The sequence below is a fragment of the Leucothrix mucor DSM 2157 genome (assembly GCF_000419525.1).
Taxonomy (GTDB): Bacteria; Pseudomonadota; Gammaproteobacteria; order Thiotrichales; family Thiotrichaceae; genus Leucothrix; species Leucothrix mucor.
This window is the reverse complement of sequence record NZ_ATTE01000001.1, coordinates 1,683,985-1,709,313: the sequence shown is the minus strand read 5'-3', so window position 1 is coordinate 1,709,313 and position 25,329 is coordinate 1,683,985. Positions and strand designations below refer to the sequence as shown.

Annotated in this window: 25 protein-coding genes and 1 riboswitch; of the genes, 14 read left to right on the top strand and 11 right to left on the bottom strand. The window is 48.4% G+C overall.

Annotation, left to right across the window (positions count from 1 at the left end):
• Positions 1-73: 73 nt before the first annotated feature.
• On the bottom strand, positions 74-511 hold the full coding sequence (locus LEUMU_RS0107620) for a T6SS immunity protein Tdi1 domain-containing protein (protein ID WP_022951688.1): 438 nt from the start codon (positions 509-511) through the stop codon (positions 74-76).
• Between the two features lie 223 nt (positions 512-734).
• On the opposite strand from LEUMU_RS0107620, the gene LEUMU_RS0107615 reads away from it, so the two are divergent.
• The 10 genes from LEUMU_RS0107615 (at position 735) to LEUMU_RS0107570 (ending at position 10,019) form a co-directional block, all read left to right on the top strand.
• On the top strand, positions 735-1,583 hold the full coding sequence (locus LEUMU_RS0107615) for an alpha/beta hydrolase (RefSeq protein ID WP_026744580.1): 849 nt from the start codon (positions 735-737) through the stop codon (positions 1,581-1,583).
• An 82-nt stretch (positions 1,584-1,665) separates the two neighbouring features.
• Positions 1,666-1,767, top strand: a riboswitch (TPP riboswitch).
• A 75-nt stretch (positions 1,768-1,842) separates the two neighbouring features.
• On the top strand, positions 1,843-2,763 hold the full coding sequence (gene thiD, locus LEUMU_RS25125; protein WP_022951686.1) for a bifunctional hydroxymethylpyrimidine kinase/phosphomethylpyrimidine kinase: 921 nt from the start codon (positions 1,843-1,845) through the stop codon (positions 2,761-2,763).
• Entirely contained in the window at positions 2,750-3,505 is a 756-nt protein-coding gene (locus LEUMU_RS0107605; RefSeq protein ID WP_022951685.1) for an ABC transporter ATP-binding protein, read from the top strand. Before thiD ends, LEUMU_RS0107605 begins: the two co-directional genes overlap by 14 nt.
• Positions 3,498-4,295: an ABC transporter permease gene (locus LEUMU_RS0107600; RefSeq protein ID WP_022951684.1), complete on the top strand. Its 798-nt coding sequence runs from the start codon at positions 3,498-3,500 to the stop codon at positions 4,293-4,295. Before LEUMU_RS0107605 ends, LEUMU_RS0107600 begins: the two co-directional genes overlap by 8 nt.
• 37 nt (positions 4,296-4,332) lie before the next feature.
• Positions 4,333-5,277 carry an ABC transporter substrate-binding protein gene (locus LEUMU_RS0107595; protein WP_022951683.1) on the top strand — a complete coding sequence of 315 codons (945 nt, stop codon included), beginning with the start codon at positions 4,333-4,335 and terminating at the stop codon, positions 5,275-5,277.
• 9 nt (positions 5,278-5,286) lie between these two features.
• Positions 5,287-5,961: a thiaminase II gene (tenA, locus tag LEUMU_RS0107590; protein ID WP_022951682.1), complete on the top strand. Its 675-nt coding sequence runs from the start codon at positions 5,287-5,289 to the stop codon at positions 5,959-5,961.
• On the top strand, positions 5,961-6,776 hold the full coding sequence (thiM, locus tag LEUMU_RS0107585; RefSeq protein ID WP_022951681.1) for a hydroxyethylthiazole kinase: 816 nt from the start codon (positions 5,961-5,963) through the stop codon (positions 6,774-6,776). Before tenA ends, thiM begins: the two co-directional genes overlap by 1 nt.
• A gap of 114 nt (positions 6,777-6,890) precedes the next feature.
• Positions 6,891-7,529 carry a thiamine phosphate synthase gene (gene thiE / locus LEUMU_RS0107580; protein ID WP_022951680.1) on the top strand — a complete coding sequence of 213 codons (639 nt, stop codon included), beginning with the start codon at positions 6,891-6,893 and terminating at the stop codon, positions 7,527-7,529.
• Between the two features lie 70 nt (positions 7,530-7,599).
• Positions 7,600-9,144, top strand: a complete 1,545-nt coding sequence (locus LEUMU_RS0107575; RefSeq protein ID WP_022951679.1) for an ATP-binding protein — start codon at positions 7,600-7,602, stop codon at positions 9,142-9,144.
• A 71-nt stretch (positions 9,145-9,215) separates the two neighbouring features.
• On the top strand, positions 9,216-10,019 hold the full coding sequence (locus LEUMU_RS0107570) for an SdiA-regulated domain-containing protein (RefSeq protein ID WP_022951678.1): 804 nt from the start codon (positions 9,216-9,218) through the stop codon (positions 10,017-10,019).
• 72 nt (positions 10,020-10,091) lie between these two features.
• Here the strand turns inward: LEUMU_RS0107570 and LEUMU_RS0107565 are convergent, their stop codons facing one another.
• The gene (locus LEUMU_RS0107565) at positions 10,092-12,761 is read right to left on the bottom strand and encodes a cation-translocating P-type ATPase (RefSeq protein ID WP_022951677.1); all 2,670 of its coding nucleotides are present in this window, start codon (positions 12,759-12,761) and stop codon (positions 10,092-10,094) included.
• Positions 12,762-13,176: 415 nt separating this feature from the next.
• On the opposite strand from LEUMU_RS0107565, the gene LEUMU_RS0107560 reads away from it, so the two are divergent.
• Positions 13,177-13,521, top strand: coding sequence for a RidA family protein (locus tag LEUMU_RS0107560; protein WP_022951676.1), 345 nt, complete (start codon positions 13,177-13,179; stop codon positions 13,519-13,521).
• A gap of 181 nt (positions 13,522-13,702) precedes the next feature.
• On the opposite strand, the gene LEUMU_RS0107555 is transcribed toward LEUMU_RS0107560, so the two are convergent.
• The 3 genes from LEUMU_RS0107555 to LEUMU_RS0107545 all read right to left on the bottom strand — a co-directional run bounded on the left by LEUMU_RS0107555 (position 13,703) and on the right by LEUMU_RS0107545 (position 15,761).
• On the bottom strand, positions 13,703-14,224 hold the full coding sequence (locus tag LEUMU_RS0107555) for a galactose-binding domain-containing protein (RefSeq protein WP_022951675.1): 522 nt from the start codon (positions 14,222-14,224) through the stop codon (positions 13,703-13,705).
• Between the two features lie 22 nt (positions 14,225-14,246).
• A complete protein-coding gene (locus LEUMU_RS0107550; protein ID WP_022951674.1) occupies positions 14,247-15,182 on the bottom strand; it encodes a hypothetical protein in 936 nt (311 codons plus the stop codon).
• A gap of 114 nt (positions 15,183-15,296) precedes the next feature.
• The gene (locus LEUMU_RS0107545) at positions 15,297-15,761 is read right to left on the bottom strand and encodes a hypothetical protein (RefSeq protein ID WP_022951673.1); all 465 of its coding nucleotides are present in this window, start codon (positions 15,759-15,761) and stop codon (positions 15,297-15,299) included.
• A gap of 241 nt (positions 15,762-16,002) precedes the next feature.
• On the opposite strand from LEUMU_RS0107545, the gene LEUMU_RS25120 reads away from it, so the two are divergent.
• On the top strand, positions 16,003-16,704 hold the full coding sequence (locus tag LEUMU_RS25120) for a hemopexin repeat-containing protein (protein ID WP_022951672.1): 702 nt from the start codon (positions 16,003-16,005) through the stop codon (positions 16,702-16,704).
• A 58-nt stretch (positions 16,705-16,762) separates the two neighbouring features.
• Here LEUMU_RS25120 and LEUMU_RS25115 read toward each other — a convergent pair whose 3' ends face one another.
• Positions 16,763-17,674, bottom strand: coding sequence for a sulfotransferase family protein (locus LEUMU_RS25115; RefSeq protein ID WP_022951671.1), 912 nt, complete (start codon positions 17,672-17,674; stop codon positions 16,763-16,765).
• 213 nt (positions 17,675-17,887) lie between these two features.
• On the opposite strand from LEUMU_RS25115, the gene LEUMU_RS0107530 reads away from it, so the two are divergent.
• Positions 17,888-19,270, top strand: coding sequence for an NAD(P)/FAD-dependent oxidoreductase (locus LEUMU_RS0107530; RefSeq protein ID WP_022951670.1), 1,383 nt, complete (start codon positions 17,888-17,890; stop codon positions 19,268-19,270).
• Between the two features lie 9 nt (positions 19,271-19,279).
• Here the strand turns inward: LEUMU_RS0107530 and LEUMU_RS0107525 are convergent, their stop codons facing one another.
• From LEUMU_RS0107525 to LEUMU_RS0107510, 5 genes are all read right to left on the bottom strand, one after another.
• The gene (locus LEUMU_RS0107525; protein WP_022951669.1) at positions 19,280-19,942 is read right to left on the bottom strand and encodes a GntR family transcriptional regulator; all 663 of its coding nucleotides are present in this window, start codon (positions 19,940-19,942) and stop codon (positions 19,280-19,282) included.
• A gap of 150 nt (positions 19,943-20,092) precedes the next feature.
• The gene (locus LEUMU_RS0107520) at positions 20,093-22,876 is read right to left on the bottom strand and encodes an aminotransferase class I/II-fold pyridoxal phosphate-dependent enzyme (RefSeq protein ID WP_022951668.1); all 2,784 of its coding nucleotides are present in this window, start codon (positions 22,874-22,876) and stop codon (positions 20,093-20,095) included.
• A gap of 214 nt (positions 22,877-23,090) precedes the next feature.
• Complete coding sequence (locus tag LEUMU_RS29145) at positions 23,091-23,456, bottom strand: aldo/keto reductase (protein WP_051155986.1); 366 nt, start codon at positions 23,454-23,456, stop codon at positions 23,091-23,093.
• Entirely contained in the window at positions 23,435-23,791 is a 357-nt protein-coding gene (locus LEUMU_RS29140) for an aldo/keto reductase (protein ID WP_051155984.1), read from the bottom strand. Before LEUMU_RS29140 ends, LEUMU_RS29145 begins: the two co-directional genes overlap by 22 nt.
• A complete protein-coding gene (locus LEUMU_RS0107510; protein WP_022951667.1) occupies positions 23,788-24,768 on the bottom strand; it encodes a phosphotransferase in 981 nt (326 codons plus the stop codon). The genes LEUMU_RS29140 and LEUMU_RS0107510 overlap by 4 nt, the downstream gene beginning before the upstream one ends.
• 81 nt (positions 24,769-24,849) lie before the next feature.
• Between LEUMU_RS0107510 and LEUMU_RS0107505 the strand changes: the two genes are divergently transcribed.
• Positions 24,850-25,329 carry a low molecular weight protein-tyrosine-phosphatase gene (locus tag LEUMU_RS0107505; protein WP_022951666.1) on the top strand — a complete coding sequence of 160 codons (480 nt, stop codon included), beginning with the start codon at positions 24,850-24,852 and terminating at the stop codon, positions 25,327-25,329.

Below are 25,329 nucleotides of genomic sequence, written 5' to 3'. Positions count from 1 at the left end.
ACAATCTGATTAAAGCGATCTGGGTATCTGACTAATTTTTTGGATGGCTGTATCTGTGCGCCGATGGTAATGGCTAGCGAATATCGTTGATCTCCACTTCTGCGCCATCCGGTAAATCGCTCACCTGTTTCCCCAACTCTCCGGAGAAACGGATGATTTTTGCTAGCGTTGAAATCTTAATATTGCTCGCGTCATAGTCACCACCCAGTATCCCAGGCGTCACCAGGTAGTACTTTCTATTCGCACTTAAATCACCCAGCTTTTTCTTTGCCTCGGCAACCATCGGGTCCATAAACCAATCATCAACAAACTCTTGGTCTTCGATCAATGCATTGTACTCTTCAATGGATTTTGCAATGACATCACAATACACATCTTCCGGGCACAGCCTCCAAAAGTGGTTATTCGCATCTTTTAGGATTAGATTGCCAAAGTCATTTTCGGTGACGACTTCCACTGGCTCAACACCGGTCCATCCCCACGCATCTTTGACTTCCTTTAAAATATCCATTGTTTTACCTAAATTAATTAAAATATGAACTATGGTAACGCGCTTTAAGGTTTCAAGGTCATTGTTTTGGGTGTGTTTCAGCCGTAAATGTGCCCCATAGAATCCACTTAGCGCCTCCCCTGCGTAGACATAGAGAATGTGTGGATGCTGGATGCCGGCATCAGAAGGCTTATGCTTATCGCACTGGGCTGGTTCACACAAAACGTGTTTGCAGGGGAAAACTATGAATAAGTTACTATGGATTATATTGCCAATCGTGCTACTGGTATTTGCGGTTGGTTGCAGCAGTTTAAAGCCTGCTGCCGTGTTGAATTCAATGATTCCATCCGATAGCTACACGCTTAATACTTTCACTTATGGCAGCGATCAGCGCCAGTCACTCGATGTCTACCAGCCCAAGCAAGCGAGCAATAAACCGCCCATTGTGTTTGTGTATGGCGGCGCGTGGAAGCAAGGTGATAAGCGAGATTATGAGTTTGTTGCTCATGCCTTAACCGGCTTAGGCCATACCGTGATTGTGCCGAACTATCGCCTATATCCTGCAGTGCGCTTTCCGGCGTTTGTGAATGATGTGGCCGATGCCATTCGCTATACCGAAACCAATGCTACCCGCGTATTGGGTAAGCCGATGAACGCCTTTATTTTGATGGGGCATTCTTCGGGCGCGCACACCGCCGCTTTGTTAGCGACTGATCGCAGCTATCTGAATCAGCGTGGTGTTCGAGCGCGCTCGGTGGGGCTGATTGCCATGGCAGGGCCTTATGATTTACCGCTGAATGATGCCGAAGTGAAGCCGATTTTTGCAGGCGCTACTGCACAAAAAGCCAAGCCGACCGCCAATGTGTATTCGGGTATGCCACCAACCTTATTGCTACATGGGCAAGCTGATACGCGGGTATTGCCATTTCACACGCAGCGCTTTACTCAGGCATTGCAGAATGCGGGTAATCCGGTAACGACTCGTTTTTATCCTGGGATTGATCATGTGAGAATTGTGGCGAGTCTGGCGGCACCGCTGCGTCGTTTAAGTAGTAGCTATAATGATGTTCAGGCGTTTCTAAGTCGGTATTGATTGCTTTTTAGTAGACATAGCCAGTGGGTGAAGATGAGTAATATAGAGCATTGCTCATCACACTGAAGTTTGGCTATACTGCACCACATAGTCGGGGAGCATTCATTTGCTGAGATCGCGCATTGCGAGACCCGTTGAACCTGATTCAGTTAATACTGACGTAGGGAACTAGCACTATCGACGCGGTCATTAGCCCCAGACTCCCCATGGGGTCTGCCCACTCGATAATTGTCGTTCCCGCATCAGTCGAGGAGCGCACATGTTACACCAGCCCATTTCCACTCCCATTGTTTTAACCATCGCAGGCTCCGATAGCGGCGGCGGTGCCGGTATACAGGCCGATATCAAAGCCATCTCGGCAACCGGTAGCTATGCCTGCTCGGTAATCACCGCGATTACCGCACAAAATACCCTTGGCGTGTCCGCCATTTTCCCGATACCACTGGAGCATGTTGAAAAGCAGCTGGATGCGGTGTTTAGCGATATTCACGTCAGCGCCGTTAAAATTGGCATGTTGGCCGATGCCGATATTATTCGGGTGGTGGCCGCTAAAATACGCCAGTACCAACCCAAGTTTCTTGTACTAGACCCTGTAATGGTCGCCACCAGCGGTGATCCCCTGCTTGAGAAATCCGCCATTAGCAGCCTTAAAAGTGAGTTGCTTGGTCTGGCTGATGTGATTACGCCGAACTTGCCTGAAGCCGCCCTGCTAATTGGCCGCCCTGTACCGCGCAATGAAGCCGAAATGATGCAAATGGTGAATGACTTACGCCAACTGGGTGCGCGTACAGTGCTACTAAAAGGCGGCCATTTAAGCGACTCTCCGGAGAGTGTTGATCTGTTGATTACGGCGAATAAGGTGGAGCGGCTAAGTGCTACACGCATTGATACCCAAAATACGCATGGCACAGGCTGTACTTTATCTTCCGCGATTGCCTCTTATCTGGCGCAAGGCGAATCCCTGACTGATGCCGTAGCAAAAGCTAAAGCGTATCTGCATGCGGCGCTCGCTCAGGCTGATACTTTAAATATTGGCCAAGGCCATGGCCCGGTGCACCACTTCTTTGCGCTTGGAAATTCTGTGGAAAGCTCCCAAGACAATTGCGCGGATATTGCAGTCAATAATCTGCCTGAACATGCCCTAGATGCTGAGTTGGAAGCCACTCATGCCCCACGCTGATATCAGCATCGCCATTAACCACGCAACGCTGCAATACCAGCAAGCCACCAGTCCAACCTTGCAAGACTTTTCCATGGCGATTCCAGCGAAGCAGTGGACAGTATTACTCGGTCGCAGCGGTAGCGGTAAAACCACCCTACTGCGCTATTTGGCCGGCTTATTGGATGAGCAAGTGCATTGGCAAGGTGAGCTACAAGTCAGTGGTGGGCAATCGCTAGCGGGCCGCATTGCTTATATGGCGCAGCAGGATTTGCTACTGCCATGGCTAACGGTTGAGGAAAATGTGTGCCTAAGTTATCGACTCAGCGGCCAAGCCATCACCCCAGCAATTAAGCAAAAAGCACAACAATTACTGCAGCAAGTCAGGCTTTCAGAGCATAGCCAATCCCTGCCGCAAACCTTATCCGGCGGTATGCGTCAGCGCGTCGCTCTAGCCAGAACGCTAATGCAGGATAAACCGCTGGTATTAATGGATGAGCCATTTTCCGCGCTCGATGCCGTGACGCGTCACAAGCTACAAACCCTGTCGTTTGAACTGCTTAAAGACAAAACGGTAGTGCTGATTACGCACGACCCACAAGAAGCTGTTCGCTTAGCCGATTGCTTATATATTTTAAAAGGCAGTCCCGCACAGGCGGAGTCCATCGCGCTGCCGGAGAGTTTGCCGCCGCGTGAGTTATCCGCAGAGTCCGCCGCCATTCAACAGCAGATCTTTCAGCTATTGGAGGACGATTATGACTGAGCTTACTCAACTGGCGCAGCCAAGCCTCAAGCTAAAGCAGCGTAGCTCGCTGCCACAAACCCTACTGCGCTTAGCTATTACGGTTGCCGTATTGCTGGGTGTTTGGCAGGGCTTAATTCTGCTGTTCGATTTGCAGCCGTTTATTTTGCCAACGCCGCTGGCCGTGCTGGAGCGCTTGATACTGCGCTACGACGTACTGCTCTATCACGGCTGGGTCACGGGGCAGGAAATTATTCTAGGGATTGTGTTGGGCCTGAGCTTAGGGCTGATGTTTGCCCTGCAAATGCTGCTGTTTAAACCGGTTAAACGTTGGCTGCTACCGGTGCTGATCGCCAGTCAGGCCGTGCCAGTATTTGCCATTGCGCCGGTGCTAATGCTCTGGCTGGACTATGGCATGGCCTCCAAAGTGGCGATGGCGGCCATCATTATTTTCTTTCCGGTGACGACCTGTTGCTATGACGGGCTGCGCAATACGCCCAGAGGCTTTCTCGATCTAGCGCAAACCATGCAAGCCAGTCGCTGGCAACGGTTACGGCACATTCAACTCCCTGCTGCATTGCCCGCGCTGGCCTCCGGCATTCGGGTGGCAGTGGTCGTAGCCCCGATCGGCGCAGTAGCCGGTGAATGGGTGGGCTCCAGCGAAGGCTTGGGCTATCTCATGTTGCAAGCCAATGCGCGCATGATGATCGATGAAATGTTCGCCGCCCTATTTCTGCTCTCCATGCTCTCCGTCGTTTTGTATTTCATGACGGACTATCTGCTTAAAAAACTCATCCCCTGGGATTTGTAATCCCTAATTTTTTACCTACCCCCCCAAAAGGAACCCCATGAAAAAAGTCATTGCCGCGTTATTGCTTACCCTGTTGTCAGGCTTGCTACCTGCACAGGCTGAAACCAAAAAACTAACCCTAATGCTGGATTGGTTTGTAAACCCAAACCACGGCCCAATTGTGATCGCTAAGCAACGTGGCTACTTTAAAGACCAAGGTTTAGAGGTCGATATTCAAGAGCCAGCCGACCCGAATATGCCACCTAAGTTGGTCGCCACTGGCAAGGTTGATTTAGCGATTTCTTACCAGCCCAGCCTCACCATCTCGGTAGCCGCTGGCTTGCCATTGATTCGCTCAGCGACATTGATTGCTACCCCACTCAATACCTTAATGGTGTTAAAAGACGGCAAGGTCAAAACGCTGGCTGATTTAAAAGGTAAAAAGATCGGCATCGCGATTGCAGGTAATGAAGAAGCTATTATCAGCACCATGCTAAAACAAGTCGATCTCAAGTACTCCGACGTGAGTATTGTTAATGTGGGTTGGGCGCTGTCTTCATCGCTGGCCTCTGGCAAGGTGGATGCGATTTGGGGCGGCTTGCGCAACTTTGAAACCAACCAATTAGCGCTGGAAGGCTTTGAAGCCAAGGCCTTTTTCCCGGAAGAAAATGGCGTGCCAGCCTATGATGAATTGGTGTTTGTAGCTAATGCAAAAACCTACGAAAAGGCCGCCATTAATAGCTTTAACGCCGCCATTGAAAAAGCCACCACGTACATCACCAATCACCCCGCCGATGCGTGGGAAGAGTTTATCAAATACGCACCGGATACGCTGGATAATGAACTAAACAAACGCGCATGGAGAGATACTTTAAACCGCTTTGCCCTGCGCCCATCCGCGATTGATCTTAAGCGTTATGACGACTACGGCCAGTTCATGCTGGATCACGGTATTATCTCCACCGTACCTGCGGCTAAAGATTACATTCCGACCCTAAACTGAGGCGATAACATGCAGTTTCAAGACTTAATTGCCGCGTGCGAGACCGAGTGGCAGGCCTATACCGAGCATGAGTTTGTACAGCAGTTAGCCGTTGGCACACTCAATCAAGACTGCTTTTTGCATTATCTAAAGCAGGATTTTCTGTTTCTAAAGCAATACGCCCGTGCCTATGCGCTAGCGATTTACAAAGCACAAACGCTGGAAGGTATGCGCCAAGCTTTGCCCCATGTGCAAGCGCTACTGACTCACGAAATGGGTCACCATATTGCCTACTGCCAGCAGTGGGGAATCAGCGAGCAAAGCATGGAAGCGGAAACCGAAGATTTCGGCACCGTCGCTTACACCCGCTATGTATTAGATGCCGGAATGAGTGGCGATCTGGTGGATTTATATGCCGCGTTGGCCCCCTGCTCCATTGGCTATGCGGTGATTGGCAAGCAGCTCCTTACTGCGCCCGATACCGTGACTGACGGCAACCCCTTCGCCAGTTGGGTGCAGTTATACGGCGGCGATGAATTCCAACGTGGCGCAGCGGACAGTGCGGAATACTTTAACCAACTACTTAAAGACATTGAGATCAACAGCCCACGCGGACAACGCTTAATCGACGTGTTTCGCACAGCAACCCGCATGGAAGTTGCCTTTTGGCAGCAAGGCCTCAATGCTTCAACGGAGAACGCATAATGCACACTAAACTGATAACCGATGCGCTGACGACCTTACGTGAGCAAAAGCCGTTGGTAGTGAATATCACCAATTACGTGGTCATGAATAACTCCGCTAATGCCCTGTTAGCCGTGGGCGCATCGCCGATTATGGCGCACTCACGTTTGGAAATGGCAGAGATGATGAGCTTTGCCGGAGCGCTGGTAATCAATATTGGCACGTTGGATAGTGTCTGGATTGAGCGCATGGCCTTTGCCATTGAGCAGGCTAATGAAAATCAGAAGATGGTGATTCTGGACCCGGTTGGCTGTGGTGCTAGCAGCTTGAGAACCGATACCTCGCGTCGCTTTGCGGCATTGGCCAAGCGCTTAATCATTCGGGGCAATGCCTCGGAGATTATTGCGTTAGCCGGTGAGGTTTCACAAAGCAAAGGCGTCGATGCACAGGATAGCAGCTCGGCCGCGTTAACCGCGGCGGCTTCGTTGGTAGAGACTTACCAGTGTAATGTTGTGGTCTCTGGTGAGACGGATTACATCGTTAGTAAAGACCCTGAGACGCTGGAAGTTACGATTATCGCCTTGGATAATGGCCACGCGATGATGCCATTGATTACTGGCATGGGCTGCTCGCTAACCGCCCTGACCGGAGCCTTTGCTGCTGTCGGTGAAACCACCGGTTTAGCCGCCGCAGCCGTGATGGGTGTAGCGGGTGAGATTGCCGCCGAGCAAGCAAATGGCCCTGGCAGTTTGCAAGTCGCGCTATTGGATACCCTGTATGCTTTAGATGTAGACACCCTTGCTGAGCGTTTAAAACTATCCGTCGTCAACATTTAAAATAGCTAGTCAATAAACGGCCAGCTAATAAAACACCTAGCCAATCAACCGCTAGGCAATTAGCGCATAGCCAACAGGCGCACAGGCATTAAAGCAAATAAAGAGGCTTACATCGTGACAAGACCAACACCGCAAACAAGCAACCCTTACCAACTCTATTTGGTCACGGATGATCAGCAAGACTTAGCAACGCTGATGCACGTGGTTGCGGAGGCGGTAAAAGGTGGCGTCACGATGGTTCAGCTGCGGGAAAAGCACGGCGATATTCGTGCCTTTATCGAGCGGGCCAATGCGCTTAAAGCTATTTTGGTAGGCACTGGTGTTCCGCTCATTATCAACGATCGGGTCGATGTGGCGCTTGCCGTTGATGCCGACGGTGTGCACTTGGGACAGTCGGATATGCCAGCAGCGCTTGCACGACAATTGATTGGTCCGGATAAAATTCTGGGCCTGTCGATTGAGTCGCCGCAGCAATTGGCCGAGTCGCAGCAGCTGGACTTGGATTACATTGGCTTGAGCGCCATTTTTGCCACGCCAACCAAAACCAATACCTCAATGCATTGGGGGCTTGATGGCTTGGTCGATACCCTGCAAAAAACAGCGCTGCCGGTGGTGGCGATTGGTGGGATTAATCAGGGGAATATTCGGGAAGTGGCGGCTACTGGGGTGCATGGCATTGCGCTGGTTTCAGCGATTTGCCATGCGGATGATCCGTGTTTGGCGGCGCGGGGGATTGTTGAGGCGATGCGCTAATGATGGAGCATTTTCCTAACACCATTTCATGCTAAGCTTGAGTCTCTGGCCACCCACTATTTGACACACTATGGAACGACGTAAATTACCGATTGGCATCCAAACCTTCAGTGAAATTCGGAAGGATGATCACTACTACGTGGATAAAACCGGGTTGATGCTGGAGCTAATTAATAGCGGAAAGAGTTACTTTCTCTCCCGCCCACGGCGCTTCGGTAAAAGCCTGTTTCTGGATACCATCAAAGAGTTATTTGAAGGCAATCAGCCATTATTCCAGGGCTTGGCTGCACAAGATCAGTGGGACTGGTCGATTAAATATCCGGTATTGAGAATCAGCTTTGGCAGTGAAAAATTTCTCGACCCTAATGGCTTGGCGAATATTATTGATACGCAGCTAAGCCACTTAGAACAGAAGTTTGAGATAACAAGACAGTTCGACTACTCCAGCGGGCGCTTTGCCGATCTGATTGTTCAACTACATAAAAAATTCCAGCTACCTGTTGTGATACTCGTTGATGAATATGACAAGCCCATCCTCGATGCACTTCAAGACCCTGAAACCGCTAAAGCAAATCGCGACTTCTTGCGTGGCTTTTATGGCGCGATTAAAGATTACGATGCACACATCAAGTTTAGCTTTCTAACGGGCGTCAGTAAGTTTTCAAAAGTCAGTCTTTTCTCAGGTCTTAACAACCTCAAAGACATTACGCTCGATCGTCGCTATTCCACGCTATGCGGATACACCGATCACGATATTGATACGGTGTTTGCCGCCGAGCTTGATGGCTTAGACCGAGATGAAGTTCGTCGCTGGTATAACGGCTATAACTGGCTAGGAGAAGGCGTCTACAACCCCTTCGATATCCTCCAGTTATTTGATCAGCGCGAGTTTAGTAACTACTGGTTTGAAACCGGTACGCCCTCTTTTCTGGTCGATATATTGTTCAAGCGTCAGGTACCGAGTCTCAAACTGGACAACCTACTCAGCAGCAGTGCAATGCTTTCCAGCTTCGATGTGGGACGTATGGATACTGAGGCGCTACTGTTCCAAACCGGCTACCTGACCATTAAAAGTAGCCAGCGGGTCGGCGGGCAAACCTACTACACCTTGGGTTATCCCAATCAGGAAGTGCTCCAAAGCCTCAATGAAAGCCTGCTCTCCTTGATGGTGGAAGATAAAGGTGCGCAAAGCCACAACAGCGTGGCGCTCTACCAGTTACTGCTAGCCAATGATTTTGAGGGTTTGAAAGCCCTATTTCAGCGCTTCTTCTCCAGCATTCCTTACAACTGGTATACCAATAACGACATTCAACGGTTTGAAGGTTTTTACGCCAGCGTGTTTTACTCGTACTTTGCCTCGTTAGGCTTACAGGTAACGGTGGAGGATGCAACCAATCTTGGCCGTATTGATATGACGCTATTGTTCAATGATCAGGTCTATATTTTTGAATTTAAAGTGGTGGAGTTAGCACCAGAAGGCCAAGCCCTGCAGCAGATTAAAGATAAGGGCTATGCTGATAAATTTAAGGAAACAGGTCAGGCGATACACTTGATTGGCGTGGAGTTTAGTAAAGAGACTCGCAATGTGGTGGCGTTTGAGGTTAGCTCTTTATGAGGCAAATAAAATTACCAATGCTTAGCGGGCTGTCTCTGATCATTTGCCTACAACTCTCCGGATGTCCACTAATGGCAGAGCCCACCCTCTCCCTGGACTACATCAGCAGCACCAAGCTCAACGATATCGCCAAGGATTTAGACGAGCCATCAGGCCTAACAATCTCAGCAAGCACCGGTGAGCTATGGGCGATCAGCGATGATACTTCCGCAGTCTTCCGATTTTCTCCAACCGACCCGGAAGCGATTACCACCCTGTCCATCAAAGAGTCCGAAATGGAGGCGATTACCCTAGCCGAAACAGCCGGAACCTTTTACACCATCAATGAAAGCAAGGGGCGCATCGCCAGCTTCTCAATGGCGGATGGCAAGCGACTTGAGCGCGAAAAAATTCAGGACATGGAAGGCTATTCAGCAATCCGCGATACCGTCAAAGCCGCCGGCAACAACAATGGTTTTGAAGGAATTGCCTGGCATCCGGAGCGCCAAAGCCTGTTTGCCCTGCTTGAAGGTCCACCGGGTCTGCTCGTAGAAATCTCGGCTGACTTAAAGCGCATTCTGTCATCAACACAGTTAACCGCCGATCAAGGCTTTGTTGATTCAGACAAGCCCAAGGCTGCTGTTGATTTTTCTGGCCTGAGCTATGATGCGACACGCAAGCGATTCTGGATTGTAAGTGATCAGGCTGCACGAGTTTTTCTCTACGATCTTGAGGCTGGCAAAGTCACCCAAAGCCTGCCACTTTACCGGCTCACTCGTAAAGGCAAGCGCAAAGCGATCGATAAGGCGGAAGGTGTGGTTGTCAGCCCCGATGGTAATCACTTATATGTGGTTAGCGATAGCGAGGCTAGTCTCTATCAGTGGCGTATTCGTTAGTCCTGATAAACAGACGTAAGGCATCCGATCGTTTATCCAATTCAAAAGAGACTATCGGCTCATTGCGTAAATCTAATTTACGGACGCTTTAACAGTCGCGTAGATAAGACCTCGCCTTGCTAACCATTTTTCGATTTCCACGGCAAAAAAGATCACGGATGACAATAGCATACACAGTCCGAGCTCTTGCAGGCTAAGCGGCTGCGTTTTGAATATGGATTGCAGCCAAGGCGTGTAGATAACAATTAACTGTAAACCGACGGTCAGCACAACGGTAATCAACAAGATGGGATTAGAAGTAAACCCAATTGAGAATAGCGATTCCCTTTCCGAACGAATAGCGATCACATGAACCAGTTGGCAAAAAGTCAGCGTTGTAAACACCATCGTTTGCCAGTGCTCAGAGCTTTGTAAGTCGGCCCAAACAAGCGGTGACAATGATAGTGCGGCAATCAGAAAGCCAACCCACAGCATATGCTGCCACATGCCGTGGGCGAAAATGCTTTCAGTGGAAGGTCTGGGTGGACGCTTCATCACCTCTTTCTCCGCAGGCTCTACCGACAAGGCGAGGCCCGGCAAGCCATCGGTGACGAGGTTGATCCATAAAATATGAATCGGTAGCAACGGGATAGGCATTCCTAACAATGGAGCAAGGAGCAAAGTCAGAATCTCCCCCGTATTACTGGTCATGGTGTATTTGATAAATTTGCGAATATTGTCAAAGATGCGTCGGCCCTCCTTCACGGCCGTCACAATTGTTTTGAACTCATCATCCAGCAACACCAGCTGAGAGGCTTCGCGTGCAACTTCCGTACCAATTTTCCCCATAGCCACGCCCACATCGGCACGCTTGAGAGCCGGAGCATCGTTAACCCCGTCGCCTGTCATGGCAACAAACTGTTGATGGGATTGCAGTGATTCGACGATACGAATCTTCTGCTCAGGATTCACGCGTGCGTAAACAGTTGTATCCAGAATCGATGCTTTTAGCGTTTCATCCGACAAGGCTTCCAAGTCCTCGCCACTAATCACCTTATCGTGCTCACTGGCTATGCCGAGTCGTTGAGCAATCGCCAATGCGGTTGCAGGATGGTCACCAGTAATCATCACCACTTTTATACCGGCATCATGACACTGGGCAACCGCCTCTTTGGCACTGTCACGTGGTGGGTCAATCAGGGCAATCAGTCCCAGAAAACACAGCTCACTTTCTATCTGATCTTCCGTTTGGTTAGCGGGGTTGCTATCCCAGTGCCTAGAGGCCATAGCCAATACGCGATAGCCTTGTTTTGCCATGTCTTCAGCGGCCAGATGTATCGCTTGCTGATCTAGTGGCACTTTGCTGCCATCAACTGACATTTGTTTAGAGCAGCGTTCCAGAATGGCTTCTGGCGCACCTTTGGTGAAGGCAATGATGGCGTTGGCGTGAGTATGCATTGTCGTCATACATTTACGCTCAGATGAGAACGCGACTTCCCCAACCCGTGGCATGGCTTGCTCTAGTTTTAGCTTGTTATAGCCAGCAGCAGTAGCTGCCTCATACAGCGCAACTTCAGTGGGATCACCCAGTAACTGACCTTGAGCACCCGTCTGGACATCATTATTCAGTGCCAGAGCTTGCCCGAAGGTCTGCCAAAATTCCGACTCATCCGCTGGTGGGAGCGATTCATAGCGTGTGCCACCGGCCTGTATTGCTTCAAGCGACATGCGATTTTGAGTCAAGGTGCCCGTTTTATCCGAGCAGATAAAAGTGACCGAGCCCAATGCTTCAACCGCCGGCAAGCGTCGAATCAGTGCGTTCGACTGAACCATGCGCTTAGCACCCAGCGCCAGCGAAACAGTGACAATGGCGGGTAAGGCTTCGGGAATCGCGGCGACGGCTAGACTGACCGCCGTCAGAAACATTAATCCCGGGTCTTCACCCCGCAATAAGCTGAGACCAAAGATCAGGCCACAGACACTCAGAATGATTAAGGAAAGTCGTTTACCAAAGCGTCCCAAGCGCTGTTGAAGTGGCGTTTTATTGTTATCGCTGTTATCCAAAAGCTTGGCAACTTTACCAAACTCGGTATCCATGCCCGTCGCCACACAGATGCCTTCCCCTCGCCCATTACTCACTACACAGCCTTTGTAGGCCATATTGGTGCGGTCTCCCAAGGCATGAGTGTCCGTTTCGAGGGTAGCGGACTGCTTTTCGACCGTATAGGACTCCCCCGTGAGCGATGCCTCGTTCACTTGTAAGTTAGCGGCTTCTATCAGCCTGAGATCAGCAGGGATAATATTGCCCGCTTCAACCAGCACCACATCACCCGGCACCAACTCAGCGGCAGGGACTTCCTGATACTCACCATCGCGACGCACCAGCGCATGGCTGGCAGCCATTTGGCTTAATGCTTCCAGCGCCTTTTCTGCCCGAAAGTCCTGTGCGAAACCAATGACTGCATTAAGAATGAGAATGACCAGGATGACTAGTGCATCAGTCGGCTCACCGAGGAAACCGGAAATGGCAGCGGCAGCAATGAGCACCAGAATCATAAAATCACTAAACTGCGATAGTAATAAGGCAAATGGACTCCGCTTGCTGGTGCTGGAGATTTCATTCGGGCCATGACTTTCAAGTCGCGCCTTAGCCTCTTGTCCACTCAAACCAGAAGCAACGTCGACATCGATCTGTTGAGCCGTTAAATCAATATCAATACGGTGCCAATCGCTATGCTGATTATTCTCTGATGGTTTTTTCATAGTGATTTTGGTTTGAGTAAGATCCATTTTAGGCGAGGTCGTGCTGCAGAGTTTTTGTTGAAGTTGGCAAGGTTCAGGGTATAGGCCAATAACAACTTAGATGCTTCACAGTCTATATCTCCTCTGTTTGCTGTTTCTTGATTCAAATCAAGTGATTATTCACTAGGAGAAACTTGGCCCATGGCTGTGCAATAACAAACTGCCCTCCAATTAATGCTGAGACTCAGTAGTTACGGCATTCTTTGCAGATAAGTCGTTTGATGGTACGGCGTCGGAGAAAGGTATTCCCTCGTTGATGTATCTGAGCATGTTTTATTGATGCATGTGGGCGTAGTATGCGGGGCAAGGTCTGCTGGCCTTAAGCAGCATTAACCATTATCAGTAAATTTACATTCAACCCTAACCGGACAAGCACATGACAATTCAACGATTCGAAACTGGCCCACGCATGAGCCAGATGGTCATACACAACGAAACGATTTACCTTGCTGGCCAAGTTGGCGACCCTACGGGCGACATCACCGAGCAAACGCGCACGATGCTGGCAAAAGTTGACCACCTACTGGCTGAAGCTGGCAGCGACAAAACTAAGATTCTGCAAGCGACTATTTGGGTTGCGGATATGGCTGACTTTGCAACGATGAATGCGGTGTGGGATAGCTGGGTACCTCAAGGCCATACACCTGGCAGAGCATGCGGTGAAGCGAAGCTGGCAACACCGGATTATAAGGTAGAAGTTATTATTATTGCCGCTAAATAAAGCCGGCAATAAGGCCTAACAGGAGCTTCTACATCTGATTGGTACCCCGTTTTTAATCAAACGGATGATGTAGAGCTCCTGTTAGTTGCTAAGGCTGACTGTCGTATAATCTGGATGACATTTATAAGCCGCGTCTTAATAGGTATTTAATAGGGTTTACAGCCTCCTACCTTTAAGATTATTAGGGCTGTCCAAACACTTCAACTTCTGCCAGAGACAGGTAGTTTCGGCCGATCAGCTGTATTCGAACATAACGCCCTGAAACATTGCCAAGATTAATACGACTGACCTTCCCCGCTGTTTTTACATCCCAATGCCTAAGTGCATTGACTTCGCTATTACTTAACGGCTTGTTGGGTAGCGGGTTGATGGAAGTAATAACCCGAAAGCCATTTAAACGCTCACCACAGCAATCTGTGCGATTGTAGACATTGATTGAATTCAGAACATGAACTGATTGCAGGTCGACTTCCCACCACGCATTTTGATCTTGATTGGTGTGCGTGACGGAGTTGGCATTGTATTGTCCATTTGGATTGCCATCGACCCCACGGCTTGCGCTACCACCCCATCCAGTCGAAGATTGTTTAGCTGGTTTGCCTTTAGCTATATTTATTCCCGATGCCGAAGTACCTGCTGCACTACTGAATGTATTGGTAAATAAAAGTACCATTAATGAAATGAAAATAAGATGCTTTTTCATGTTAGTTCTCCATGATTTGGTGTTATCGAATAAGTCTTAATGCAACTGTAACTCCTAATAGTGTGAAATATAAAAATATAAATAGCTCAATGAGCAAGGCATAAGTTGCCCCTTGTTGAGACATATCTATCTCGCCATAAAAATAAGCAAGTGCACTGCCTAGTATTGGTAGTACTGTAAGAATCCCTCCAAAAATTCTTTGTTTTAGTCCACTTGACCACAAAGCCATAAAAGCAAAGCCTATTGTGGCAATGGAGAAGATACCTACATAGTGAATGGGTAATCGTGGAAATAAGAAAAAACCAAAGATTAGTGAAAATAAACTAATAATGATTTTTTTAGAAAAAGGCATTTCTCTACTGTTGCTAAAATTCCCAGTAGGTTGTTTATTTTCGGTTTGTTGTTGAATAAAGTTAAGAATGTTGTCAAATTGATCTTCAGGGCAAACGACTTGCATAATGGTTTGCCACTCATTGTAAAGCTGTATTTCATGACGCCTAGGAAATACTTTTATACTTGTAGCCTCTTTCCAGTTAACCGCTATTTGCTCCCTGGAGCGTGCCAGTAAAGTAGCACCAGCCGCTGCATATCCAGTACTTTTTCCAGAGAGTAATCCGAAGAGACTCAAAAGGGTTGAGGTTTTCTTTCCAACTGCAAGCGTATGTTGCTCAATATAGCCATCATGCAGCACATATCGAGTTGGTACGCCTCGCCAATACATTAAGAATAGAATTAAGCTAAAGGCTACAAATAAGCCTCCCGCCATCAGTAAGCCAATACTAAGTGATACTGGAATATCGTCCCAAGCATGCTCAAATAGATTAAACCCGACCAGTAGCAGAGCAAGGTAAGAGGAGGAAATTAAAGCAACCATAAATAACTGAAACCAGAGCAGCGGGTTGTTTAATATAGAAATATTGACTTCCCATTGTGTAGGAGGCGCTGATATTTTGGTCATTTTATCATTTCCCTGTTTTTAACATGCGTTAAAGCCAGTTCAGTAATTGGCTATAAAATCACTCTATCCGTAGGCATTCGTCAATGCTTTGAATCACTGAAAAGTCATCACAGTTTAGTCAGGTATCAGTCGATCAATATCACTATATAACTGAGCAATAATGCGAGGAAAGTCTGATCTGTAGCTATCGTGGAAGCTGTACGAGCCTTTGTCAGTTACGATGAGTAAAGTAACACTCCGACCACCAACAAGCGGAGGATGGTCAATTGGCTTGAGTGTTGATATATCAATATTTTTAATTTTTTTGATTAGATCATCAAACTGTGACTGACTGATTTTTACCGTTTTATTAACCACCGTATCCCCTTTAGGGCCTTTTATGACCTTGTTTAAGCCCAAATCGTCACTCAGCTTAATCGTCGTGGTATTTCCATAAGGAAGGCTTACATTGCTCTCGCTGGTTGAGATAGTTTTAACGACATTGCTTGGATTCTCATCAACTAGTTCTTTTGAGGCGCAAGCAGTTAGTAAAAACATAGATAAAAGAACTGCCGAGTAAATTTTGATATGGCCATTCACAATGTGACTCCTAGTTAAAATAGTGGTTATCTACTTAAAAACTGTTTGTAAATTTCTTCATTACTTATCTATAGAATATTCCTAAATCGTTAAATATCAATAAATTTTAATTTAATTCATATTAAATATTATTTGTAAGTTTTTCATGAGTGGCTTGCTATTTTTTTGATATATATCAATGTGCGCATTATGAGAATTAAGTAAAATAAGAAGTCCAGTTTCATCAGAGAGGAAATGTAAAATGATGTATAAAAATACAGTTCAATCGAAATTACTTGCGTCAATTGTCATGGTTTTCACAATTTTTCTCACATATAGCACTGTACAGGCGGCTGACTCATACATCCGGTATGACATAAAATCTGATGAATCCGATCAGGGTTACCCAAAATTGATAAACCAAAAAACATGGCCTGGGGTATGGAATAGCGGTATCGATGCAACAATTAATTGGGGGAATGGTAAGGCCTATTTCTTTAAAGGATCCAGTTATATCCGCTATGATATAAAATCCGACAAAGCCGATTCTGGCTATCCAAAATTAATCAACCAAAAAACATGGCCTGGGCTATGGAGTAATGGTGTTGATGCGGCAATCAACTGGGGAAATGGAAAGGCCTATTTCTTCAAGGGATCTGAATACATTCGTTATAACATAAAAGATGACAAAGCTGACTCAGGCTATCCAAAGTCGATTAACTCAAAAACGTGGCCTGGGGTATGGCGAAACGGTGTTGATGCAGCAATCAACTGGGGAAACGGTAAGGCTTATTTCTTTAAGGGAGCTGAGTACATCCGTTATGACATAAAAACTGACAAAGCCGACCCCGGCTACCCAAAACCAATTAACTCAAAAACATGGCCGGGTGTGTGGAGTCGTGGTGTTGATGCCGTAACCAACTGGGGAAATGGGAAAGCTTATTTCTTACCGTTGATGAAATGAGCAGCCGGTATTAGAAGAGTGCCCGCGATTAATTGTTACAATTACCCTCGCGAGGCACTCACTTAATTTTTGTTTCTATGCTAGTCGCAAGCTGCAATACCCGCTTCCGAGACTCCTCATCAATCACCGTATCCTCCGCATAATCCTCAAGCACCTCGTTCATCGCTTTTAAATGGGGAATCAACAGCTCCTTGTCCTTAGCCGTCATATCATAGCGATTGATCGTTCGGAGTAAGGCGATCGAGGCCGTATTTAAGCTTCTATTCTGTCTCGGAGTTGGATTGTCATGCGGCGTTGCCAGCCCGAGTTTCTGGATGACTTCCTGCACCACATCTCCCTCATACTTAAACGCTGAAACCTTATCTTCGCCAAACAGCGCTTGGCACTCATTAACAAAGCCCTGATAGTCCAAGTGCTGAGCAAACCAGTCAATATCCAACATCTCAGCAAAAGATAGGTCCTTGCCGTAACAGGGGTTACTCTCAAGCTGCGGGTTGCGAATGCATTGCTTGTAATAACTTTCAATAAACGCCAGCGGCTCGCGAAACCATACCCAAACCTCGACATCGAAAAGCTTACTTAGCGCTTTTAACAAGTCTTTGGAGTCACCCGGAAAATCCCACCAATAATTATAAATCCCCTCTGATGACAGGATAAGGGTGTGAGTGTCTTCCTTAACTTGCGCGATAATATTCTTAAAGTTTTCTAAGAAGTTCTCCAAGTGTGTTGAGACTAGGTTTTTCTCAAACCACTGGTGTTTGGGGGCGCTGGGGTTTTTAATATTCTTAAAATTATGCGGGTAGAGAATCCCCTTCCCTCGCAATTTGCGTTGTCGTTTGTCGAGGTAGGTTTGTAAGCTGGTGGTGCCAGTTTTGGGCGTGCCAACATGGATGATGAGCTTGAGTGGCTGCTCAAAAGGCGCTAACAGTTCCGCCAGCTCATTGGCAAATTGAATACTTGGTTTTTCCATTGCGCAAATCACTACCACTAAAACTCCACATCTTAGCCTTTTTTGTAAGCGCGTTTTGATTTATCGCAAGCTGAATTGAAGTCTTGCGACCGTGAGCGCAGCGCTTAGCAGTATCCAGTACTTCATTTCGTATACTATTTAAAATATATGGAATACAATAATATTTTCATCCATTATCCCGCTCAAACAGGTCGTCAATCAGGAGAGTTTCAGATGGCAAACAAGACAACCGATGTTGCAATTATCGGTACTGGTATCGTCGGAATAGCAGCCGCTTACTACTTGACTAAAAACCACGGTGTGCGCAATATTGTATTGATCGACCGTGATCAGCCGATGTACTTCACCTCTGCCCAATCTGGAGAAAACTACCGAAACTGGTGGCCGCACCCTTCGATGGTGGCGCTGACTAATCGCTCAATTGATTTGCTCGAAGCCGTTGCCCGCGAGAGTGGTAATCGCATCAATATGAATCGACGTGGCTACTCCCTGGCGACTCGGGAAACCAATATCGATCAAATTGTTCAGGAGCTGCATAATGGACTTGGCGAGCAAGTAGAGCACGAAATTCGTTATCATGAAAGTGCCAGCTCAGCGAGCTATCAGCCACCTATCGCGCCCGACTGGGAAACAGCCCCTCGCGGCGTCGATATCCTGCGTAACCAAGCGCTGATTAGAAAGACATTCCCCTCTTACGCCGATGATATTCAAACCATTATCCATATTCGTCGGGGTGGCGATATCAGCGGTCAGCAGTTGGGTATGCACATGCTTGAGTACCTAAAAGCAAACGGTGCTACTCGCATCATCGGCTCGGTGGAGTCGATTAATAAGACCGACGAATGCTATCAATTAGAGATTAGCAGCGCTTCAAATAATACGGCGGGAACCACAAAGCTAAACGCGCTTAAAGTGGTGAATGCCGCTGGCCCGTTTGCCGATAAAATCGCCGCCATGCTGGATGTCAAACTACCGCTGTACAACACCTTCCAGCAAAAGATCGCGTTTGAAGATCGGGAAAAAGCCATTCCGCGCAATATGCCTTTCTCTATCGACTTGGATGGCCAGCTGATTGACTGGGCTGATGATGAGCGCGAAATGATGCTGCAAGACCCGGAATACCGCTGGCTAGCAGAGGTGATGCCTGGCTCTATTCATTGTCGCCCTGATGGTGGCGATCATGGTAATTGGATAAAGATGGGCTGGGCCTTTAATGAAAAGCCAGAACAAGCAACGTGGGAGTCGCCGCTAAACGACAACTTCCCTGAGATTGTATTGCGCGGTGCGGCACGGCTTAACCCTGCGCTTAAAGCCTACTATGGCAAACTGCCTCGCAGCATGCATCATTACGGCGGCTGGTACACAATGACAGATGAGAATTGGCCGCTGATTGGCCCCATGGGCCCTGAAGGCAGCTTTATGAATTGTGCCCATTCTGGCTTTGGTACGATGGCATCTTGCGCAGGTGGCGAGCTGTGTGCGGCTTGGGTAGCTGGTGGTGAGTTGCCAGAGTATGCGGCAGATTTCTCATTCCAACGCTATGAGAATGCAGCGCTAATGACAAGCCTTTTGGAGAGTGCAAAAGGCGTTTTGTAGTAGGTCAGTCTATTGATCCCGTCGCCGTAACATGGCGGCGGTTTCTTTTTTAGTGGTTTCAATGTGCTGCTTGAGCAACTCCACGCCCAAAGCCACATTATTAGCTTCGCAGGCGCTTAGAATGTCCCGATGCTCTGCTTGCGGTCTGGTTAATCCGGTTGTTTCAGTCACCAGTAAGCGAATGGTTGGCCCCATTTTACGCTGCACTTCAGCGATCATCTCCAGCAACTGCACATTGCCACAAGGCTCATACAGCAGGTGGTGGAAACGCTGATTCATCTTACTCCAATAGCTCAGGCTATCCTCATCCGTATACTCGTCTAAGATTCTTTTAGCCTCAACCAAGTCGGCTTGAATTAAGTTCGGAATCGCCAGCTCCAGCGCTTTGCACTCCAGCGCCACGCGGATATCCATCAGATGCAAAATTTCAGCAATCGATAATTCACGCACCGTCGCACCGCAGTTTTTGCGAAATACCACAAAGCCATCCGACTCCAGCTTAAGCAATGCTTCACGCACCGGCACTTTGCTCACGCCATGCTCTTTGGCGATTTCGTCCTGACGTAGTGGTTTCCCCGCCGCCAGCTTGCCGGTAATGATGTCCTCTTTTAAGGCGTCATAGATTGGCTTCGACAATGAGGTCGATGATTTATCTAGAGTTTGCTTTGGCATCTTTTCGACGCTCTCCCGCGCTTATAGTCTATTTTGTATAGCATGCTTATCAATAAAATACTATTTTTTGGGCAATTGTAGCCTTTACAGTCTGCATTAAAAAAGCCCGGCAAGGCGAAATGCCAATACCGGGCTGATAAGCTGAGGCGATTACTGCTTCTTAGCTTGTATTGCTAACACTTCTTCAGTCAGCACCTGCAAACCAAGCTCTACTTGATAGCCGTGAATTTCCTTCACATCCAGCGCGCGCATAAAGTCCAGTATCTCCTTACTGATCACCTGCCCCGGCACCAAGATCGGGAAGCCTGGTGGATACGGAATCACAAAAGTCGCGGATACCAAATCCCGCCCTTTTGCCATCTCCGCTTCGATACTGCCATCATCCAGCAAGAAATACTCCGACTGATCAGGTTCGGCGGCTAAGAAGTAAGCATCACGAATTTTACCGTCCGGCGTAGTGGCATCTTTACCGCGTAAAAACTGCGGACTAAAGCGGCTAAAGTCTGGCAGCGGCGGCAAGTCTTCAGAGAGTGATTTAATCCGACGCTGGTTGATCAAGCGCTCTGCCTGACTGGCATCCTCCGCGTCCCGATCCAGCTCGGTGGCAATCTGTACCAACACTTCCAACAGGAAGGCGACTGAGCTTCGTGTGGTACCGATATTGGTCATAAACAACACGGTATTACGGGAGGTTTTATTGATCTGAATCCCGTATTTATCCATCAGGTATTCGTTTTTAAAGGTATCCCCGTCGATGCCGGTTTTACCTAAGTACAGCGTGAGGCGCGTGGGGTCGATGACAAAATCATCCTGATCCCAAGCTTGCTCCATGCTGCTGTTAGCCCAGCCGGTTTCCACACTGTAATACGACTCAATGCCCGATTGGCGATACTCTGCCGGAATCAAATCCTTAGCGACTAAGAAGCGGAAATATTTGCTGATTAATGGATTCTTTGCCACCCGCTCGCGCAAGGCCATGGCCAGCTCCAGCTGATGCTGCACCATCTCAAAGCCTTCCAACTCTACTTGCCGACGACCCACATCCAAGCTGGCCAAAATCTGGTAGTTGGGGGAGGTAGAGGTATGCGTCATAAAGGCTTCGGTAAACGATGGGCGTACCTTGTGCTTGAAATCCTGATCGTAGACATGAATCATCGAACCCTGACGTAAAGAGGTCAGCGATTTATGAGTGGATTGCGTAGCATAAACGCGAATGCGGACCTTATCCGGATCGGGCATCAGGCGCTCATGGAGCAGCTCCTCATCGCTCATATCCTTGGTGCGCTCGGTAAAGGCTTCGTACTCCGCGCGGTACTCGTCAGTGCGGTATTTTTTCAGTAAGCGCGCTGCGGTCGCCATGGCGGTACGTTTACGGTAAGTCGGCACACAACCGGCAAAGGCAAACCAGGCCTCATCCCATAGGAAAATCAGGTCAGGCTTAATCGCCAAACACTCTTCCATAATGCGTTCAACGTTATACACCACGCCATCGAAGGTACAGTTAGTGAGCAATAGCATACGCACTTTATCGAGCAAGCCAGCTTCGCGATATTGCAGCAAGCGTTCCTTCATTTCGCGAATCGGCACTGCGCCGTACATGGAGTAATCATGTAGCGGATAAGAGTCCAGATAGCTAACTCGCGCACCGGATAGCACCATGCCGTAGTGATGCGATTTATGACAGTCGCGGTCAATCAGTACAATGTCATCCGGGCGTACCAGTGCTTGCACAACGATTTTATTCGAGGTCGAGGTGCCGTTGGTGACAAAGAAGGTCCACTTAGCGCCAAACGCGCGTGCGGCGAGCTCTTGAGCTTTTTTAATGGGCCCATGTGGCTGCAGCAAGGAGTCGAGTCCACCGGACGTGGTAGAGGTTTCCGCGAGGAAAATATTCATGCCATAAAAGTGCAGCATGTCCTGAATCCAGTGCGACTTGGTAATCGACTTACCGCGCGAAATCGGCATGGCGTGGAAGACGCCGGTTGGCTGGCGACTGTATTCACGCAGTGCGGTGAAAAATGGCGTCTGGTAGCGGTCCTGTATGCCGCGCAGAATATTTAAATGCAGCTCCAGATGATCTTTTTGGCGATAGAATATGCGTCGGAAACGGCGACTTACGCGGCTGGCCAGATCTTCCACTGCCGTATTGGTGACCAGATATAAATCCAGCTCTGGGCGCAAAGTGCGAATCAGATCAGCCAGTAGCGGACCACGTTCTTTCTCCGGCGTGTCTTCATAGCTGCTGTCATCAATATTGGTGAGGTATTGCTGCAATAACTCCAGATGATTTTTGGAGTGCAGCGGGAAGCCATAGCGAATCACGCAGGCTTGGATATTGTAGTTAAACATCACCGCAATCAGTGCATCTTCCAAGCTCGGTACGATGACCACATCGTAGATGAAATTATCTTCCGGACGGCGTACCTGACGCAGGCTGTCGCGCAATGACGCCGTGTCTTCCTCGGAGCCATCATCGACAATCAGCACTTCAAAATAGTGACGATTATTGACGTTATCATCATTACGGCGTGATGCCTCATTCATGGCATCCAGCGAGTTCAGTTCTTTGGTATTGCCAAGGTCGATAGTGCGAGTGCGGTACAGCTCACTGGATAAAGCCCGCACGATATACGAGACCGTTTGCGCCAGTAAGGAATAGTCCTCGCCATCAAATAAGGTCTTTAAATATTGGCAATCATCCTGCGATGGAAACGCGGTGTATTCTTCGATAATGCTTAAGGTTTCCAGCCCTTGGCGAGTGGCCTCCAACTCCTTCGCCGTATTGTCACCCCGACGGTATTTGTCACGCAAGCGCTGAGTAGATTCTTCCAGCGCGTACCAGGTATCAAATCGAAACTTTGTCGGGCTGTGGTAATGATCAAGTTTGGTTCGTTTCAGTGTGCTTAGCTTGTTGTGACTTTTGTTTTTTTCCATGTAGATTCTTCACTCCATTTTTACCGTTTAGCAGGGGTTATGCTATGACGGCGAGGGTTTTCAGCCGGAACATGAACGTCCGGATTAGCACTAAATCTGGCGAATTGGTTCGTTTTCGAATAACACACTTATTTCTATCACTTCTACGGCGTTCTGTGTAGTGCTATTCCACGCTATCGTAAAATTATAGGTATTTGACCTGTGATGGCTCAATTTAGCTAATAATTTCACGGATTGAGTGAAGCTCTTCATCGCTAAAGGTCAGATTCTCCAACGCCTTGATCGAATCCAAAATCTGCGCGGTTTTGCTGGCGCCAATCAGGCAGGAGGTAATCGCCGGATTATGCAGTACCCAAGCCACCGCCATTTGTGCAAGGTTCTGACCTCGCGCTTCGGCAATTTGATTTAATGCTTGCGCTTTGCGAATTTTCTCGGCACTAATATCATTCTCACTTAAATGCACAATGGCTTTGTTGGCGGCGCGTGAATCTTCAGGGATGCCGTTTAAGTACTTGTTAGTCAGTACGCCTTGCGCCAAGGGTGAAAATGCAATGGCACCTACTCCGCTCTCATCCAGCACTTCACACAAGCCCTCTTCAATCCGGCGATCAAACAGATTGTAACGTGGTTGATGAGTTTGAAGTCAGCTTGAAACAACTTGCCGAAATTAGCTTCTGCCGAGCCATACGGTGGGCCGTAATTATTGGCTAAGTCAAAATGGTTAATGCCATTATCAAAGGCGCAGCGCAGTAAATCTCGTGAGTTGACGGTGTTATCAACGGCGCCAAAGTTTTGCCATAAGCCAAGGGATAAGCGAGGCAGCTTAAGGCCGGACTGGCCACAACGCTGGTAAGTCATTTGCGTGTAGCGCTTATCGTCGGCAAGGTACGCGGGATTTGGGGAGTGTGTGGTCATGTTGAGATAACCTCATTAGCGAGTCGCTCGCTATAGCTGTGAATTTTCCAATGGCCGGGGCTCCAGCCCTGCAGGAATCGGTAAAAATCAGACCATGCTACGGCGTATAATGGTCGCCATGCCGCTTCAACCGCTTGTGGATTAATGGTTGACTGGTGCTTGGCTAAGGCCGTGTTTAACGCCGCAAAGTAAGTATCGAGTAACTGCCCTTCCAACCGCTCGCAATCGTGTTCATCGAGGCAGCTGCCAATAAAGTACGCCACATCTTTCATGCCGCAACCACCGCCAACATATTGAAAATCAACCGCGGCTACTTCAGTGCCATCTTCAGAAAAACAGAAGTTAGCCAGCTTGGCATCGCCATGGACTAAGGTTTGAAAGGAGGCGTCTTTTAAGCGTTGATCAAAGCTCGCGGCGGCTTGCTTTAAAGCGCCTTCAGGCAAAGCAGCTAGCTCATCAGGCCGAGTTTCTAAATGCCAGTAAGTACCGGTCTCCCAAAGCCCTTGCGGCTTCTCACCTAAAAACGTGGCATGAAAATTAGCTAGCCAATGTAGGCACACATTGATTTCAGCTAGGGAGGCTTGCTCCCTGCGGGCGGGATAGCCGCTATCATCGAGATCTTCCATCACCATTAGAAACTCATCATCGCGTTGCTCTAGCGATAAGCAATGCGGTACACGGCAATCTTCATTGCAGCGGGCTGCCCACTGTGCATACCAAGCAGTTTCCACTTGGTAGGAGCGCAGTTTGCGTTGATGGGAGAGATTGGTATTCCAGCCGCGTGGGTGCTCGCTGCGCTTGGGTAGGCGTACGTGCTTCACGATTACCGATGCTTGTTCGCCGCCGGTTAAACGATAGCGGTCGATACTGCCATAACCACTCCACAAGTTTTGAATGGTGCCAGCCAGCGATAACTCACTAGCGCCGGTCGCGTTAAGGATAATGGTGGCTAAGTGCGGGTCTATGTTTGGATTCAAGCTTGGATTCCTGCATTGAGTGGTGCCGTTTATTATGTCAAAGTTCGGCACTCTTCATAGGCTATTTTCGGGTATCAATTCATGAGTAAAACAAACGTACTCTTCGTCTGCATGGGCAATATTTGCCGCTCACCCACCGCCCATGGCGTATTTCAGGCATTGGTTAAGCGCAATAAGCTGAGTGATAAAATTCATGTGGATTCTGCTGGAACCCATGCCTATCACGTTGGCGAGCCGCCCGATAAACGTGCGCAATCCACCGCACTGAAGCAAGGCTATAACTTGTCTGCTCAACGGGCACGGCAGGTTACGGTGGATGATTTTGAGCGCTTCGATTATGTCATTGCGATGGATCAGGCCAATATGAGCGCACTTCGAAAATTAACGCCACCGGCACTGCGCCAACGCGTTCACCTGCTGATGTCGTATGCGCCACAGCGACCGGAGACCGAAGTTCCTGATCCTTACTATGGTGGTCCGCAGGGTTTTGAAACTGTGTTGGATATGGTAGAAGTAGCCTCGCAGGGTTTGTTGGATCATATCCTGTCTCAAACGGATTAA

Coding starts and splice junctions, on each gene's coding strand:
- LEUMU_RS0107565 (WP_022951677.1), bottom strand. CDS start 12,761: ATGAAAAAACCATCAGAGAATAATCAGCATAGCGATTGGCACCGTATT.
- LEUMU_RS0107555 (WP_022951675.1), bottom strand. CDS start 14,224: ATGAAAAAGCATCTTATTTTCATTTCATTAATGGTACTTTTATTTACC.
- LEUMU_RS0107615 (WP_026744580.1), top strand. CDS start 735: ATGAATAAGTTACTATGGATTATATTGCCAATCGTGCTACTGGTATTT.
- LEUMU_RS0107570 (WP_022951678.1), top strand. CDS start 9,216: ATGGCAGAGCCCACCCTCTCCCTGGACTACATCAGCAGCACCAAGCTC.
- LEUMU_RS25120 (WP_022951672.1), top strand. CDS start 16,003: ATGATGTATAAAAATACAGTTCAATCGAAATTACTTGCGTCAATTGTC.
- LEUMU_RS0107560 (WP_022951676.1), top strand. CDS start 13,177: ATGACAATTCAACGATTCGAAACTGGCCCACGCATGAGCCAGATGGTC.
- LEUMU_RS0107530 (WP_022951670.1), top strand. CDS start 17,888: ATGGCAAACAAGACAACCGATGTTGCAATTATCGGTACTGGTATCGTC.
- LEUMU_RS0107525 (WP_022951669.1), bottom strand. CDS start 19,942: ATGCCAAAGCAAACTCTAGATAAATCATCGACCTCATTGTCGAAGCCA.
- LEUMU_RS29140 (WP_051155984.1), bottom strand. CDS start 23,791: ATGACCACACACTCCCCAAATCCCGCGTACCTTGCCGACGATAAGCGC.
- LEUMU_RS0107575 (WP_022951679.1), top strand. CDS start 7,600: ATGGAACGACGTAAATTACCGATTGGCATCCAAACCTTCAGTGAAATT.
- tenA (WP_022951682.1), top strand. CDS start 5,287: ATGCAGTTTCAAGACTTAATTGCCGCGTGCGAGACCGAGTGGCAGGCC.
- LEUMU_RS0107605 (WP_022951685.1), top strand. CDS start 2,750: ATGCCCCACGCTGATATCAGCATCGCCATTAACCACGCAACGCTGCAA.
- LEUMU_RS0107595 (WP_022951683.1), top strand. CDS start 4,333: ATGAAAAAAGTCATTGCCGCGTTATTGCTTACCCTGTTGTCAGGCTTG.
- LEUMU_RS0107505 (WP_022951666.1), top strand. CDS start 24,850: ATGAGTAAAACAAACGTACTCTTCGTCTGCATGGGCAATATTTGCCGC.
- LEUMU_RS0107550 (WP_022951674.1), bottom strand. CDS start 15,182: ATGACCAAAATATCAGCGCCTCCTACACAATGGGAAGTCAATATTTCT.
- LEUMU_RS0107600 (WP_022951684.1), top strand. CDS start 3,498: ATGACTGAGCTTACTCAACTGGCGCAGCCAAGCCTCAAGCTAAAGCAG.
- LEUMU_RS0107520 (WP_022951668.1), bottom strand. CDS start 22,876: ATGGAAAAAAACAAAAGTCACAACAAGCTAAGCACACTGAAACGAACC.
- LEUMU_RS0107620 (WP_022951688.1), bottom strand. CDS start 511: ATGGATATTTTAAAGGAAGTCAAAGATGCGTGGGGATGGACCGGTGTT.
- LEUMU_RS25115 (WP_022951671.1), bottom strand. CDS start 17,674: ATGGAAAAACCAAGTATTCAATTTGCCAATGAGCTGGCGGAACTGTTA.
- thiM (WP_022951681.1), top strand. CDS start 5,961: ATGCACACTAAACTGATAACCGATGCGCTGACGACCTTACGTGAGCAA.
- thiD (WP_022951686.1), top strand. CDS start 1,843: ATGTTACACCAGCCCATTTCCACTCCCATTGTTTTAACCATCGCAGGC.